The organism is Achromobacter sp. SIMBA_011 (assembly GCF_046535435.1).
GTDB lineage: Bacteria > Pseudomonadota > Gammaproteobacteria > Burkholderiales > Burkholderiaceae_B > Achromobacter > Achromobacter dolens.
The window spans coordinates 354182-368617 of the sequence record NZ_JAWRWN010000003.1; the positions used below are offsets into that span (position 1 = coordinate 354182).

The 14436-nt window shown below is 66.5% G+C and carries 10 protein-coding genes; 1 reads left to right on the top strand and 9 read right to left on the bottom strand.

The genetic code is table 11. From position 1 onward, the window contains the following. The first annotated feature begins 25 nt into the window (after positions 1–25). On the top strand, positions 26–814 hold the full coding sequence (gene fliR / locus SB816_RS14760; protein WP_054502848.1) for a flagellar biosynthetic protein FliR: 789 nt from the start codon (positions 26–28) through the stop codon (positions 812–814). A 91-nt stretch (positions 815–905) separates the two neighbouring features. Here fliR and SB816_RS14765 read toward each other — a convergent pair whose 3' ends face one another. The 9 genes from SB816_RS14765 to SB816_RS14805 all read right to left on the bottom strand — a co-directional run bounded on the left by SB816_RS14765 (position 906) and on the right by SB816_RS14805 (position 14434). Then, the gene (locus SB816_RS14765) at positions 906–2501 is read right to left on the bottom strand and encodes a PAS domain-containing methyl-accepting chemotaxis protein (protein WP_269876116.1); all 1596 of its coding nucleotides are present in this window, start codon (positions 2499–2501) and stop codon (positions 906–908) included. 316 nt (positions 2502–2817) lie between these two features. Beyond that, positions 2818–4548 (bottom strand): methyl-accepting chemotaxis protein, encoded by a 1731-nt coding sequence (locus SB816_RS14770; RefSeq protein WP_175167455.1) that lies wholly within the window; start codon positions 4546–4548, stop codon positions 2818–2820. A 138-nt stretch (positions 4549–4686) separates the two neighbouring features. After that, complete coding sequence (locus tag SB816_RS14775) at positions 4687–5160, bottom strand: hypothetical protein (protein WP_054504566.1); 474 nt, start codon at positions 5158–5160, stop codon at positions 4687–4689. 29 nt (positions 5161–5189) lie between these two features. Beyond that, the gene (locus tag SB816_RS14780; RefSeq protein ID WP_410547221.1) at positions 5190–7082 is read right to left on the bottom strand and encodes a methyl-accepting chemotaxis protein; all 1893 of its coding nucleotides are present in this window, start codon (positions 7080–7082) and stop codon (positions 5190–5192) included. Between the two features lie 114 nt (positions 7083–7196). Continuing rightward, on the bottom strand, positions 7197–9107 hold the full coding sequence (locus tag SB816_RS14785; protein WP_410547222.1) for a methyl-accepting chemotaxis protein: 1911 nt from the start codon (positions 9105–9107) through the stop codon (positions 7197–7199). 143 nt (positions 9108–9250) lie between these two features. Beyond that, positions 9251–10510 carry a flagellar hook-associated protein FlgL gene (gene flgL / locus SB816_RS14790; RefSeq protein ID WP_054504532.1) on the bottom strand — a complete coding sequence of 420 codons (1260 nt, stop codon included), beginning with the start codon at positions 10508–10510 and terminating at the stop codon, positions 9251–9253. Between the two features lie 48 nt (positions 10511–10558). Continuing rightward, complete coding sequence (flgK, locus tag SB816_RS14795) at positions 10559–12235, bottom strand: flagellar hook-associated protein FlgK (protein WP_175167458.1); 1677 nt, start codon at positions 12233–12235, stop codon at positions 10559–10561. A 73-nt stretch (positions 12236–12308) separates the two neighbouring features. Next, a complete protein-coding gene (gene flgJ, locus SB816_RS14800) occupies positions 12309–13292 on the bottom strand; it encodes a flagellar assembly peptidoglycan hydrolase FlgJ (protein WP_054504534.1) in 984 nt (327 codons plus the stop codon). Between the two features lie 5 nt (positions 13293–13297). Then, positions 13298–14434: a flagellar basal body P-ring protein FlgI gene (locus SB816_RS14805; protein WP_054504535.1), complete on the bottom strand. Its 1137-nt coding sequence runs from the start codon at positions 14432–14434 to the stop codon at positions 13298–13300. Positions 14435–14436 lie beyond the last annotated feature (2 nt).

Below are 14436 nucleotides of genomic sequence, written 5' to 3' on the forward strand. Positions count from 1 at the left end.
GCCGCCGGCCCCGGGACGCGTCGCCATGTTCTCCTTCACCATCGAGCAGCTCAATGGCTGGATCGGCCAGTTCCTCTGGCCGTTCGTGCGCATCCTGGCGCTGGTGGGCACCGCTCCCCTCTTCTCCGAATCGATCATCCCGGTCAAGGTCAAGATCGGCCTGGCCTTCGTGCTGGCGGTCGCCGTCAGCCCGGCGCTCGACCCCGCGCCACCCATCGCGCCGGGCTCGTTCGCCGGCCTCTGGATGGTGATGCAGCAAGTGCTGATCGGCATCGCCATGGGCTTTTCCATGCGCCTGGTGTTCGCGGCGGTGCAGACCGCCGGCGAATTCGTCGGCCTGCAGATGGGCCTGTCGTTCGCCTCGTTCTTCGATCCCAGCACCGGCGCCAACACGGCGGTGCTGTCGCGCCTGTTCAACATCGTGGCGATGCTGACGTTCCTGGCCCTGGACGGCCACCTGCTGGTGCTGGCGGCCCTGGTGCGCTCGTTCGACACCCTGCCGGTGGCGGCGATCCAGTTGCACCAAAACGGCTGGGGCGTGGTGGTGGAATGGGGCAAGACCGTGTTCGTGTCGGGCCTGCTGCTGGCCCTGCCGCTGATCTGCGCGCTGCTGACCATCAACCTGGCCATGGGCATCCTGAACCGCGCCGCGCCACAACTGTCGGTGTTCTCGGTGGGTTTTCCGGTCAGCCTGATCGTGGGCGTGGTGCTGCTGACCGTGGTACTGCCCAATTCCGGCCCGTTCCTGGAATCGCTGTTCGAATCCGGCCTGTCGGCGATGAGCCGCGTGACGGACGCGCTGGCGGGCAGATAGCGCCACGACCGACGCCGCCGGCTTTGCCACGCGCAACGCGCCATGAAAAAGCCGGCCCGAAGGCCGGCTTTTTCATGCGTCTTTCGCAGACCTACTGCTGTCCGGTCAGGCGGAAAACCCGGATGGTCTCGCGCAAGGTGCCGGACTGGTTGCCCAACTGCAGCACGGCGCCGCCCAGCTCCTGCACCAGCGCGGTGTTCTGCACCGTCATCACGTCCATCTGCGATACCGCGCTATCAACCTGCTCGATGCCGCTGGACTGTTCCTGGGACGCCTGCGAGATCTCGCCGATGATGTCGGTGACGCGACGCACCGCCGCCACGATCTCTTCCATCGTCGCGCCGGCCTGCTCGGCCTGGGCCGAGCCTTCGGTCACGCGCTCGACCGAATCCTCGATCAGGCCCTTGATCTCCTTGGCGGCCTGGGCGCTCTTTTGCGCCAGGCTGCGCACTTCGCCGGCCACCACCGCGAATCCCTTGCCGGACTCGCCGGCGCGGGCCGCTTCGACCGCCGCGTTCAGCGCCAGGATGTTGGTCTGAAAGGCAATGCCCTCGATGATGCTGACGATGTCGACGATCTTGCGCGAGCTGTCGGAAATGCCATGCATGGTGCTGACCACCTGGCCCACCGCGACACCGCCGCGACGCGCCACGTCCATGCTGCTGGCCGCGAGCTGGTTGGCCTGGCGGGCGTTGTCGGCGTTCTGGCGCACGGTCGAGGTCAACTGCTCCATGCTCGCCGCGGTCTGCTGCAACGAGGCGGCCTGCCCCTCGGTGCGTCCGGCCAGTTCCTGGTTGCCGCGGGCAATGTGCACCGCGGCCTGAGTCGTGCCCTCGATGCCGCGGTACACGTCCTGCGCGATGCCGATCAAACTCTTGCGCATGACCTCGAGCGAGAACTTCAGGCTGCCGATCTCGTCATCGGAGTCGGCCACGATCTGGGTGGTCAGGTTGCCGGCGGCGACCTGGCGCGCCATGTTGGCGGCGTCGACCATCGGATCCAGCAGCGAACGGCTCAGGCTCCAGCCCAGGCCGAAGATTCCGGCCACGCCCAACGCCAGCAGGCCACAGGCCAGGCCGGCGCCGGCGGCATCCAGCGAGGCCCAGTTGGCGTTCAGGCCATAGGCGCCGGCCGCCACGACGATGCCCGACGACAGCAGCGCGTGCCGGAACATGCGGCTGCGCACGTTGCGCTTGAACGGGAAGGCCAGCAAGTCCAGGCTGCGGCGCCAGCCGGCGCGCACCGGCCGGCCGCGCACGATGCGCACGCCGCGGGCGCGGCCTTCGCGGATGCGTTCGTACAGCGCCTCGGCCATCTCGATCTGTTCGTCGCTCGGCCGCACGCGCACCGACGAATACGCCACCACTTCGCCGTTCTCGACGATCGGCGTGGCATTGGCGAGCACCCAGTAGTAGCCGCCGTCCTTGCGGCGGTTCTTGACCAGGCCGAGCCAGGACTCGCCGGCTTCGAGCGTCTGCCACAGGTCGGCATAGGCTTCCGGCGGCATGTCGGGATGGCGCACGATGTTGTGCGCCTTGCCGATCAGTTCCTCGCGGGAGAATCCGCTGACTTCGATAAATGCCGGATTCGCGTAGAGGATGCGGCCCTTGGTATCGGTACGCGAGATCAGGTATTGATCCTCTCGCAGCTTGGTTTCCACGTCATTGACAGGAAGGTTTACGCGCACAGCTTGTCTCCGGTTGCATCATGGTGCAGCGAACGATCCGCGAAGGTCGACCCGGACCGGGTGCCCCGCCGCACCGCGTCCGCGCCGTGCCCCGGGGGCTGCGCATGCCGATGCGCGGCGCGACCTGGGCCGGTTCACTGCCCTTGTCCTGGGCGTTATGAGCATGAACGGCAATATTTTCGAAAACTTAAGCTGTTCATGACAAAAATCAGACCCACATAAGACATTCGACCCGGCGGCCGCGAACGGGCGCCGGGTCGGCGGAAGCCGCGGCCAACAGGCCGGGCTTCGCATCGCGGGGCTCGCGCCCCGATGATCAGTCCTGCGTCAGCGTCGGCGCCTGGTAGCCGCCCAGTTGCTGGGCCGGCACTTCAATCACTTCGCCCGCGTTGATCTTGAACACGGCCACCGCCTCGGCCAGCCGGTGCGCCTGTTCCTGCAGCGAGCCGGCCGCGGCCGCCGCTTCCTCCACCAGCGCCGCGTTCTGCTGCGTCACCTCGTCCATCTGCGAAACCGCGCGATTGACCTGGTCAATGCCGCTGGACTGCTCCTCGGACGCCGCCGAGATCTCGCCCATGATGTCCGTCACGCGCTTGACCGACGCCACGATCTCCTGCATCGTCGCGCCCGCCCGTTCGACCTGCTGCGAACCCGCGCCAACCTTGGTCACCGAGTCCTCGATCAGGCCCTTGATTTCCTTGGCCGCCTGCGCGCTGCGCTGCGCCAGCGAGCGCACTTCGCCCGCCACCACCGCGAAGCCCTTGCCCTGCTCGCCGGCACGGGCCGCTTCCACCGCCGCGTTCAGCGCCAGGATGTTGGTCTGGAAGGCGATGCCGTCGATCACCGACACGATCTCGGAGATCTTGCGCGAACTGGCCGAGATGCCCTGCATCGTGTTGACCACTTCGGCCACCGCCGAACCGCCACGCTCGGCCACGTCCGACGCGCTGGCCGCCAACTGGTTGGCCTGGCGCGCGTTGTCGGCGTTCTGCTTGACCGTCGAGGCAAGCTCTTCCATCGAAGCGGCGGTCTCTTCCAGCGAAGCCGCCTGCTCTTCCGTGCGGCTCGACAGGTCGGTGTTGCCGGCCGAGATCTCGCGCGAACCCACCGTGATTTCATCGACGCCGCGGCGCACCGTGGCCACCGTGCGCGTCAGGCTTTCCTGCATGCGCTTGAGCGCGGCGAACAACTGGCCGATTTCGTTGTGCGAACGCACTTCGACGCGGCTGGTCAGGTCGCCGGCGGCGATCTTGTCGAAATGCTGGCCGGCCTCGACCAGCGGACGGACCACCAGGCGGCCGAACAGCACGCGGCAGAACACCATCAGGGCCAGCGCCAACGCCACCGCGACGGCAACGGCCACCATGGCGCGGTTGAAGTTGTCCTCGGCCTGCTGGATCGTGGCTTCCTGCTGGTCGGCAATGTACTTGCTGAATTCGCCGATGGCCTCGATGAAGGCGGCGCTGCGCGGCGTGCCGTATTCATTGTTGACCATGTAGAAGGTCGAGTAGTCCTCGCTGCGCAGCGCTTCCACCATGGTGTCGACGCCGTCATCGATATACGAACGGTAGCGGCGCACCAGGTTCATCGATAGCTGGCGGCCGGTGTCATCCTGAAGCATGTTCTTCTGGAAGTCGGCGAAGCGGCTGCGCACTCCGGTCAGCAGATCGGTGGCGCCCTTGAGCGCCGCGGCCGCGTCGCGCGCCGAGTTCTCGCCGCTGCCCCAGCCCGACTCCTGCAGGTGGCGGGCCGCGACCATCAGGCTGACGCGGGCGCGCAGCATGTCGCTGTTGATCACATCCACTTGCTTGGAGCGCTCGGTCAGCGCATTGACCTCGCGGATGGACTCGTAGTTATGCTGCAGGAAGAAGGCGGCCAGGCCGCCCACCGCCGCGATCAGCACCGCGAAGAATGCCATGACCCACAGCAGCATCGTGCCGACGCGTGCGTCGCGCAGTCTCAGCTTGCGTTTCACCTTGGGCGCACGCGAGGCCTTTTTCTTACCGACCTTGCCTGACTTCGCTCCGGATTCCAGACTCGCTTCCATATTCTTTCCCCATCCCTCAGGTACAGCTCTGACCAAATGAAAAACCACCCTGGCGTGCCTTCCTGGCGGAAGTGGCACGCATCAGGGCGACGTACGCGGCGGCCTCCGGGGCCGGCACGCTCTCCGCGAAAACGGGACCTAACGGCCCTGGCGCATCGGCTCGGGCGACACGACGGCCGGCCCCGGTATGACGATGGTTTCCACCTGGACCTCCGGCGCGGGCTGCTGCGCCCATTCCTGACTGACGTCAGGCACAGGCGCGGGGCCCAGCAACTTCTGGCGTTCCCAGGGTTCCAGCAGAATATTGGTGCTGTCCACGAGGCGCATCAGGCGGCCGTCGGGGCCGAACTGCAGCAGCGCTTCCTTGCGGCTGTACAAGCCGTCCGGGACAAACGTGATCTTGAAGGACCAGAGGGCGAGGAAGGTGCCGTCGGTCTGCTTGTAGAACTTGTCGGGCGGGGCGGTGAGCGCCCGCGAGGCTTCTTCCAGCGTCGTCTGCCCCGGCGTCAGGGTCGACAGCTTGCCGGGGTCGAAATTGTGGCCCGTCGCCGAGCAGCCGACGATCAATGCCGTGATCGCCGCTGCCGCCAGAAGATGTAGATAGCCTCGCATACCTGCCCATTTACCGGTCATTGCCGGCGTCAAAAAGATTCCCAGTCATCGTCTGCCGGCGCCTGGCGGCGGGTCGCCGCCGGCGTCGCCGGTTTGGCGTCGTTTGCCGCGGTCGTGGCCGTGGCGGCGCGCGGCGCCGGACGGCGCAGCGGACGCGCCGCGCTCGCCGCCTCCGCCCCGGACGCCGGCTTGGCGCGCGGCGCGGTGTGCGTCAGGCGGACAGCCGGCGCGGCCTGGCGCGGCGCCGGCTCGACGGGCGCCGCGGCTTTCTGTTGCGCGGGCGCCGTTTCCTCGACCGTCGGCGCAACCACGCGCGGGGCGCTGCGCTGCTGCGCCAACTGGCGCGCCGGCACCTCGATCACGTCGCCGGCGTTGATCTTGAACACGGCCACCGCTTCGGCCAGGCGCTGCGCCTGTTCCTGCAGCGAGCCGGCCGCAGCCGCCGCTTCTTCCACCAGCGCCGCGTTCTGCTGCGTCACCTCGTCCATCTGCGAAACCGCGCGATTGACCTGGTCGATGCCGCTGGACTGCTCCTCGGACGCCGCCGAGATCTCGCCCATGATGTCCGTCACGCGCTTGACCGACGCCACGATCTCCTGCATCGTCGCGCCCGCCCGTTCGACCTGCTGCGAACCCGCGCCAACCTTGCTCACCGAGTCCTCGATCAGGCCCTTGATTTCCTTGGCCGCCTGCGCGCTGCGCTGCGCCAGCGAGCGCACTTCGCCCGCCACCACCGCGAAGCCCTTGCCCTGCTCGCCGGCACGGGCCGCTTCCACCGCCGCGTTCAGCGCCAGGATGTTGGTCTGGAAGGCGATGCCGTCGATCACCGACACGATTTCCGAGATCTTGCGCGAGCTGGCCGAGATGCCCTGCATCGTGTTGACCACTTCGGCCACCGCCGAACCGCCACGCTCGGCCACGTCCGACGCGCTGGCCGCCAACTGGTTGGCCTGGCGCGCATTGTCGGCATTCTGCTTGACCGTCGAGGCCAGCTCTTCCATCGAAGCGGCGGTCTCTTCCAGCGAAGCCGCCTGCTCTTCCGTGCGGCTGGACAGGTCGGTGTTGCCGGCCGAGATCTCGCGCGAGCCAACGTTGATCTCGTCGACGCCACGGCGCACGGTCGACACCGTGCGCGCCAGGCTTTCCTGCATGCGCTTGACCGCCGCCATCAGGGCGCCGATCTCGTTGGTCGATTGCACCTCGACGCGAGTGGTCAGGTCGCCGCCGGCGATCCGGTCAAAGCTCTCGCCGACGGCCCGCAGCGGCCGCAGCACGACGCGGTTCATGAACAGGAAGGCGCCCAGCGATACGGCCAGGATTACCAGGACCAGCGCGAGGTAGACATACGCCATGACCGCGCCCTCCGAGCGCGACGCCGCCACCCGCTCTTCGCTATAGGTGGTGATCGCGGTCGCGAACTCGGTCAACTGCTTGGAAAACGCGCCGCTGGCCGCGGCGGTCTTGGTGTTCTTCAGGTTCAGGTATTCGGCGTTGTCCCCTCGGTCCAGCGCGCCCAGCATGGCCTGCAAGCCTTCCGCAAAGCCGTTGAACGAGGCCAGCAGTTGGCCTTCGGCGGCGCGGCCGATATCGGTGGTCTTTGGAATCGCCTTGAACTTCTCGAGCTTGGCCTTGCCGTCGGTCAGCAACTGCTGGACGATGCGGGTGTTCTCGGCCGCGCCCGCCTTGTCGCCGGCGGCGCGCTGGGCCGCGGCGATGTCCGCGCGGATGGTGGCGCGCAGCATCTGCACATAAGAGTCCTTGACCAGATTGCTCTGCTGGACGCTCAGGCTATCCAAAGCGTTGATCGCTTCGGCGTTGGATCGCATGCTGTTCCAACCCAGGGCGATGGCAACCAGCGCGGCCACGGCGACTGCCAATTGGGCAAGCATCAAACCCGTGCGCACCTTCAGATTGCTTAACATTTTCCGATATTTCCGGTAACCGCCGAGGCGACATGTTGACGTCGCCCCGTCGTAAAAGGGATGTGTTTTCTACTACCTATTCAATGCAACAAAAAACCTTGGCCGAACACGCCGTCAGAAGGATTCCCAATCGTCATCCGCCGGCGGCGCTCGGCGCGAGGATGCCGGGACCGGCTTGACCGCCTTGACGTCGGTGGCGTCGCTGGTCTTGACGACCGGGCGTCGCAGCGGACGCGCCGCGGTGGCGCCGCTATTCGGGGTGGGCCGGGCGCGGGCCGGCTGGGCCAGGCGCGGCGCCGGCGCGGCGGCGGGCTTGGCCGCACGCTGGGCCGGTTCAGCCGCCGCTTCCGGCCTCGCGGCCGGCGCAGCCACGGCCGGAGCCGCTGCCGCAGGCGCGTTTTCTTCCTTCGGCGCCGACACACGCGGGGCGCTGTGCTGCTGCGCCAACTGGCGCGCCGGCACCTCGATCACGTCGCCGGCGTTGATCTTGAACACGGCCACCGCCTCGGCCAGGCGCTGCGCCTGTTCCTGCAGCGAGCCGGCCGCGGCCGCCGCTTCTTCCACCAGCGCCGCGTTCTGCTGCGTCACCTCGTCCATCTGCGAAACCGCGCGATTGACCTGGTCAATGCCGCTGGACTGCTCCTCGGACGCCGCCGAGATCTCGCCCATGATGTCCGTCACGCGCTTGACCGACGCCACGATCTCCTGCATCGTCGCGCCCGCCCGTTCGACCTGCTGCGAACCCGCGCCAACCTTGCTCACCGAGTCCTCGATCAGGCCCTTGATTTCCTTGGCCGCCTGCGCGCTGCGCTGCGCCAGCGAGCGCACTTCGCCCGCCACCACCGCGAAGCCCTTGCCCTGCTCGCCGGCACGGGCCGCTTCCACCGCCGCGTTCAGCGCCAGGATGTTGGTCTGAAAGGCGATGCCGTCGATCACCGACACGATCTCGGAGATCTTGCGCGAACTGGCCGAGATGCCCTGCATCGTGTTGACCACTTCGGCCACCGCCGAACCGCCGCGCTCGGCCACGTCCGACGCGCTGGCCGCCAACTGGTTGGCCTGGCGCGCGTTGTCGGCGTTCTGCTTGACCGTCGAGGCCAACTGCTCCATCGAGGCCGCGGTCTCTTCCAGCGAGGCCGCCTGCTGTTCGGTGCGGCTGGACAGGTCGGTGTTGCCGGCCGAGATCTCGCGCGAGCCGACGTTGATCTCGTCAACGCCACGGCGCACCGTGGCCACCGTGCGCGTCAGGCTCTCCTGCATGCGCTTGACGGCGCCGAACATCTGGCCGATCTCGTTGGTGCTGCGCACATCGATGCGGCCGGTGAAATCGCCGCCGGCGATCTTCTCGAAATGATCACCCGCCTCGTGCAAGGGGCGCAGCACCGTGCGATTGATGAAGATCCAACAGCCGATCGCCAGCAGCGCCGCGATAACGAGCAGCGCGATCGTGACACTGCGCGAGATGTTGTGGTCCACCTGGGCTTGCGCCGCCAACTCATCAGTGCGTTTGTCGACGAAGTCCAGGTACTTTTCGACGGCTTCGCGGAACTTGGTGTTGACGTTGCTGGCGGCATCGTTGAGATTCAGGTAATCCTGGATCGCCATGTTCGCCAGGGCCTTGGCCTGGCCCTTGAGCACTGCGTCGTATTCCTTGAGCGCGACGTCGACCGCCTGCCCCAGGGCTTCCGTGCCCGGCAACTGGGGCGCCTTGCGGAACTCGTCCATCATCTTGAAGGCATCCTGCATCAGGCCTTCGGAACGCTTGGCCTGGGCGGTCGCCTGTTCGGTCTTGCCCTGCTGCATGTCCATCAACGAGGTGGACAACAGCAGGCGCGCGCGCAGGAAGACGGTATAGGCACGAGTCAGCGGCACCGCCTGGTCGGTGTAGGCCGCGTTGATCTGGTCCAGCTTGTCATTGCTGGAATTCAATCCCATCCAGGCCACGCCATTGGATGCGAACATGGCACCCGTGAAGAGCAACAGCACCAGGATGATGCAGGTGCGAACTTTCAAATTGACAAGCATGAAATATCCGAGCGTTAAGCGTGTGAAACGACAAAATTCCTACCCTGTACGCACACACGGACGCTCCGGCATACCACCGGAAGCGTCCGTAAGGGCGCAACATGCCGAGCCCGCCATCGGGCACGGCCTATGGACTCACCGCATTATTTGCGGCTGAAAAGACTCGACCCCTGGATCGTCATGAAGGCCGCCGACGCCGCCTGCAAAGCCACCTGCCGCAAGGCCAACTGGCTGGCGCCCGAGTAGTAGTCGAGGTCTTCGAGGTCGGACAGCGACTTCGAGTACGACAGGCCCTTCTGCGTACCGGTGGCGTCCAACGCCTCCAGTTCGTTCATGCGAGCGCCGACGGACGCGGCCACGGTCTGCACGTTGTCGTAGTTGGTCGACAGCTTCTTGTTCGCGGTGGCCAGCTCGTTGTTCAGCTTGGCCAGCGCCACGGGGTCGCCGGCGATCGGCGAGTCCAGCGTCTTGATAAGGCTGTCCAGGGTGTTGAATATGTCGACGTCGGCGGACTGCACGCTTTGCACGTCGATCACGTCGCCGTTCTGCGGCGTTCCCTTGACCACGACCGAGACGCCGCCGAAATCGATCGATGCATCCGGCGTGTACGCGGTCGGGGCGGCCGGCGGCGCGGGCGTGGTAACCGGCGGCACCGGCGGATTGGCGTTGGGATCGGTCGTGATGACGCGATAGCCCATGTTGCCCGTGGCCGGATCCGACTCGAACTGCAGGCTGAAATTCTTGCCGATGTTGGGGCTGCCCGGCGTCACCGACACGGTGCTGAACTGCGCGGTGCCCGTGTTGTGCGCGGCGGCCGTGCTGACGTACGCCTGCGAACCCGGATTGGCGCGATTGAAGATGTCGCTGCCGATGTCGCTGGTGGACATCTGGCGCGACTGGTCGACCTGCACCGTGCGCTCGCCGGTGGCGCCGCTGTAGACGATCTTGCCAGTGGCGTCCTGGGCGTAGGGGATGACGCCGCCCTGGTAGCCGGAGAACAGGTACTGGCCATTGCCATCGGTGCTGTTGGCCAGGCCCAGCAATGCGTCGCGGGCATTTTTCAGCGCGGTGGACAAGGCCTGGCGATCGCTGTCGGCGAAGGTGCCGTTACCGGCCTGCACCACGCGGGTGCGCACGTCGGCCAGCGCCGTCGTGATCGAATCCAGGACGTTGTTTTCCTGGGACAGGTTGGTCTTGGCGGTGTTGCGGTTGAGCTGGTACGTCGCGTTCATGCTCTGCGTCTGCGCCACGTTGATCGACAACGAGGCGGCCAGCGGATCGTCCGCCGGCGTCAGGAACTTCTTGCCGCTGCCGACCTGTTCGACCAGGCGGTTCATGTCGGATTCCTGAGCGAGGACGCCCTTGAGTCCGTTCGAGTACATCATGGAGGTGCTCAGGCGCATGGGGATACTCCGAATTTGTCTTGATGGGTCACGATGTCAACGATCCGATCAGCCGCGCAGGCCCAGCAGCGTATCGAACAGCGTGCTGGCGACGTCGATGATGCGGGCGCTGGCCTGGTATTGCTCCTGGTAGAGCGACAGGCTCACGTATTCTTCGTTCAGGTTGACGCCCGACACCGCCTGCTGGGCCTCGAGCTTCTGGGCGACGAGGTTGGACTGGGCGGTGTTGGCCGACTTGATCTGCGCGGTCTGCACACCAACGGTGTTGACCACCTGCGAGAACATCTCGTTGATGCTCATCGTGCCGTGGCCCAGCACCTTCTTGGTCTGCAGTTGCGCCAGCGCCAGTGCGTTCTTGCCGTTGGCGTCGCCACCGGCAGCGTCTGCCGCGGCGACCTTTTCCGGATCGGTGATCAGCACGTTGATGTCGCGGGCGGCATCGCGCGTGGGCGACAGCGACCACTTGTCGCCGGCTTGCGGCGGCGAGTCGATCGTCAGCGTGACGCCCATTTCAGCGCTCAGGTCCAGCGTGGCGGTGGGCGGCGTGCCGGTTGCCGGGCCGTTGTACACCTGCGTGCCTTCGGGCAGGCGCGTCACGCGGTAGTTGGCGCCGTCGAAGCTGATTTCGTAGTCTTTGGCATTGATGTTGTTCACGTCGGTGAACGTGCCGCTGATCTGCGCGCCGCTCTTGTTGGCGGCGTTCGGCACGCCTTGCGGCGAGCCGATGCTGAAGAAGTCCGTGCCCGGGTTGCCGGCGGTGTCCAGGCCCTGGCGGTGCTGCTCGTTGAACGACATCGCCAGGCCGACGGCCATCTGGCCCAACTGGGCCTGCATGACGTCCAGCGACGAGGCGCGGAACTGCAGCAGGCCGCCCAGCTTGCCGCCGGTGACGTCGGCGTCGTTCAGCTCGACCGACACGGTCTTGCCGCCCGAACCGGCCGGCAGCGTATAAGCGATGACGGTGCGGCTGACGTCCTTGGACGACGCCACGGCCTGCAGCGGATAGATGGTGTTGCCCGACAGCAGCGCCTGGCCGCCCGAGGCCAGCGAGATGTTGAGCTTGTCGCCCTGCTCGTAGGTCGTGATGCCGACGAGCTGGTTCAGTTCCGACACGGCCTGGTCGCGCTGGTCCAGCAGGTCGTTGGGCGGATTGCCGCCAGCCTTGGCGCGGGCGGTGGAAATCTGGTTGTTCAGGTCGTCGATGCGGGTCAGGTAGCTGTTGACCTGGTCGACGGTGGTCGAGATCTGCGTGTTCAGGCCCAGGCGCTGGTTCTGCATTTCCTGGTAGGCCGAGCGGATCTGGGTGGTCAGGCTGTTGGCCTTGCCCAGCAAGTCCTGGCGCGCGGCGGGATCCGCCGGCTTGCTGGCCACGGTGTTCATGCTGGTGAAGAAATTCGACAGGCCCGGGGCGATGCCCACGGTGCGGTCGGCGAACAGGTTGTTGACCTGGGAAATCTGGTCGAACTGGGTCTGAAGCTGGGCGCTGCTGCCCTGCGCGCCGACGAGCTGCTTGTACAGGAAGCTGTCGTAGCTGCGCACCACGGTGTCCACCTGGACGCCGCGACCGATGAAGCCATTGCTGGTGGCCTGGGCGCCGGCGGTCGAGATCATGACGCGCTGGCGGTTGTAACCGACCGTGGTGGCATTGTTGATGTTGTGGCCGGTGGTTGCCAGGCCCGCCTGGGACGCGTTCAGCCCGCCCAATGCCAATTTGTACAGATTCATGCTGACAATGCCCCGTATGTAACCGCGACTGATATTTCTGGATACCCGATTAACGGCAGCAGGTAGTCCAAATTTAGAGTCCTTCCAACATCTGACGCGAAATATCGACCTTGGCGGCCGCGCCCCGCAACTGGCTCATGACGCCGATCAATTTCTGCGCGTACTGCGGGTCGGTAGCGTAGCCGGAACTCTGGATGCGGCGGGCCGCCTCGATTTCGTTACGCGCCTGCGTCACGCTCTCGTAGCGCGGGCTGGTGCCGATCAGGCGGGCGTAGTCGGCGAACGATTCCTCGTAGGACGAGTAGGCCCGGAAGGGTTGCGTCACCTTTTTCGCCACGCCGCCTTCGTATTCGGTGGTCAGCACATTGACGACCTTGCCCTTCCAGCTCGGCCCCGCCTTGATGCCGAACAGGTTGTAGCTGGTGCGCCCGTCCTCGTGCTTGATCTCGCGCTGGCCCCAGCCGGACTCCAGGGCCGCCTGGCCCATGATGAGACGGGCCGGCACGCCGCTCTGCTGCGAGGCCAGAGTGGCCGCGCGCGACATCTTCGACACGAAATTGATGACGTGCTCGGGCGCGCCCTCGGCGGCCGCCAGGGCGCGGTCGCTGGCGCGGTTGTTGCGCATCACGTCCATCAGCGCCGACACCTGGCGCGAGCCACCCGTCTGGAAATCCAGGTCGGTGCCCTGCCCCAGGCGTTGCACGGCCTCGGCCGGCAGGTCGCCGGGCTTGCCCTGCTGCATCTGCGCCAGGATCGATTGCGACAGGCCGATGCCCGGCGTGGCCAGGTGCAGCGCCAGTTGCTCGTCGGCCATGGATTGCAGCATCTGGGTCTGCTGCGAGTCGAACAGCCCTTCCTTGGGCGTCGCCTCGCGCATCCGCTTGAGCATCATCTGCAGGAACAGGGCCTCGAACTGCTTGGCCACCTGCTTCTGCTGCTCGGTGCCGGGATTGGCCGGGTCCTTGGTCACATCGCGCTTCAGATCCGACAGGCGACCCATGTCGAACACGGAATCCTGGCGACTGCCCAGGGCCGCGGAGGTGTTGGTGTAACCCATGGCGGTCAGATGATTTCCAGCTCGGCGCGCAGGGCGCCGGCGCTCTTCATGGCCTGCAGGATCGCCAGCAGGTCCTGCGGCGTGGCGCCCAGGGCGTTCAGGCCCTTGACCACGTCAGCCAGGTTGGCGCTGGTGCTCACGCGCTGCAGCGAACCGTTTTCCTGGCGCACCTCGATCTGGGTGTTGGGCACCACCACGGTCTGCCCCTCGGTGAACGGCGTATCCGGTTGCGACACCTGGTTCTGGCGGTTGATGATGACCGACAGGTTGCCGTGCGCCACGGCGGCTTCCTCGATCATGACCGTGCGGTTCATGACCACCGAGCCGGTGCGGGCGTTGATGATGACCTTGGCCACGGTCGGCGCGCGCGCCACCTGGAGGTCCTCGACCTGCGACAGGAAGCGCGCCTGCGCCGATTGTTCCATCGGGCTGCGCACCTGCACCACGCGGCCGTCCAGCGCCGTGGCCGTGCCCTGCCCGAACTTGCGGTTCAGCGCCGCCACCACGTTCTGGGCGGTGCCGAAGTCGGTGTTGTTCATTTCCAGGTAGATGTAACCGTCGCGGGCGAAGGTGGTCGGCACCCCGCGCTCGACGATGGCGCCGCCGCTGATGCGGCCGCCGTTGAGCTGGTTGATCTGCACGCTGGAACCGCCGGCCGAGGCGCCGGCGCCGCCGACCAGGATGTTGCCCTGGGCGATCGCATAGACCTGGCTGTCGGCGCCCTTGAGCGGCGTCATCAGCAGCGTGCCGCCGCGCAGGCTTTTGGCGTTGCCCATGGAGGACACCACCACGTCGAGCGTCTGACCCGGACGGGCGAACGCCGGCAGGGTCGTGGTGACCATGACCGCGGCCACGTTCTTGAGCTGCATGTTGCTGCCGGCGGGAACGGTGATGCCCAGTTGCGACAGCATGTTGGTCAGGCTCTGCTGCGTGAACGGCGTCTGGCGCACCTGGTCACCGCTGCCGTCCAGACCCACCACCAGGCCATAGCCGATCAACTGGTTGCCACGCACACCCTGGATGGATGCCAGGTCCTTGAGCCGCTCGGCATGCGCCGCCGAGGCGCCGGCCAGCAGCCCCGCCGCGACGCAGACGCGCGCCAGCAGGGACAACATGGCGGAAATCGGAGTGGGTTGTTTCATGG

Excerpts from the sequence above, each read along its gene's own strand:
- SB816_RS14770 (WP_175167455.1), bottom strand. The coding sequence starts at position 4,548 with ATGGAAGCGAGTCTGGAATCCGGAGCGAAGTCAGGCAAGGTCGGTAAG.
- flgL (WP_054504532.1), bottom strand. The coding sequence starts at position 10,510 with ATGCGCCTGAGCACCTCCATGATGTACTCGAACGGACTCAAGGGCGTC.
- fliR (WP_054502848.1), top strand. The coding sequence starts at position 26 with ATGTTCTCCTTCACCATCGAGCAGCTCAATGGCTGGATCGGCCAGTTC.
- flgK (WP_175167458.1), bottom strand. The coding sequence starts at position 12,235 with ATGAATCTGTACAAATTGGCATTGGGCGGGCTGAACGCGTCCCAGGCG.
- SB816_RS14805 (WP_054504535.1), bottom strand. The coding sequence starts at position 14,434 with ATGAAACAACCCACTCCGATTTCCGCCATGTTGTCCCTGCTGGCGCGC.
- flgJ (WP_054504534.1), bottom strand. The coding sequence starts at position 13,292 with ATGGGTTACACCAACACCTCCGCGGCCCTGGGCAGTCGCCAGGATTCC.
- SB816_RS14775 (WP_054504566.1), bottom strand. The coding sequence starts at position 5,160 with ATGCGAGGCTATCTACATCTTCTGGCGGCAGCGGCGATCACGGCATTG.
- SB816_RS14780 (WP_410547221.1), bottom strand. The coding sequence starts at position 7,082 with ATGTTAAGCAATCTGAAGGTGCGCACGGGTTTGATGCTTGCCCAATTG.
- SB816_RS14785 (WP_410547222.1), bottom strand. The coding sequence starts at position 9,107 with ATGCTTGTCAATTTGAAAGTTCGCACCTGCATCATCCTGGTGCTGTTG.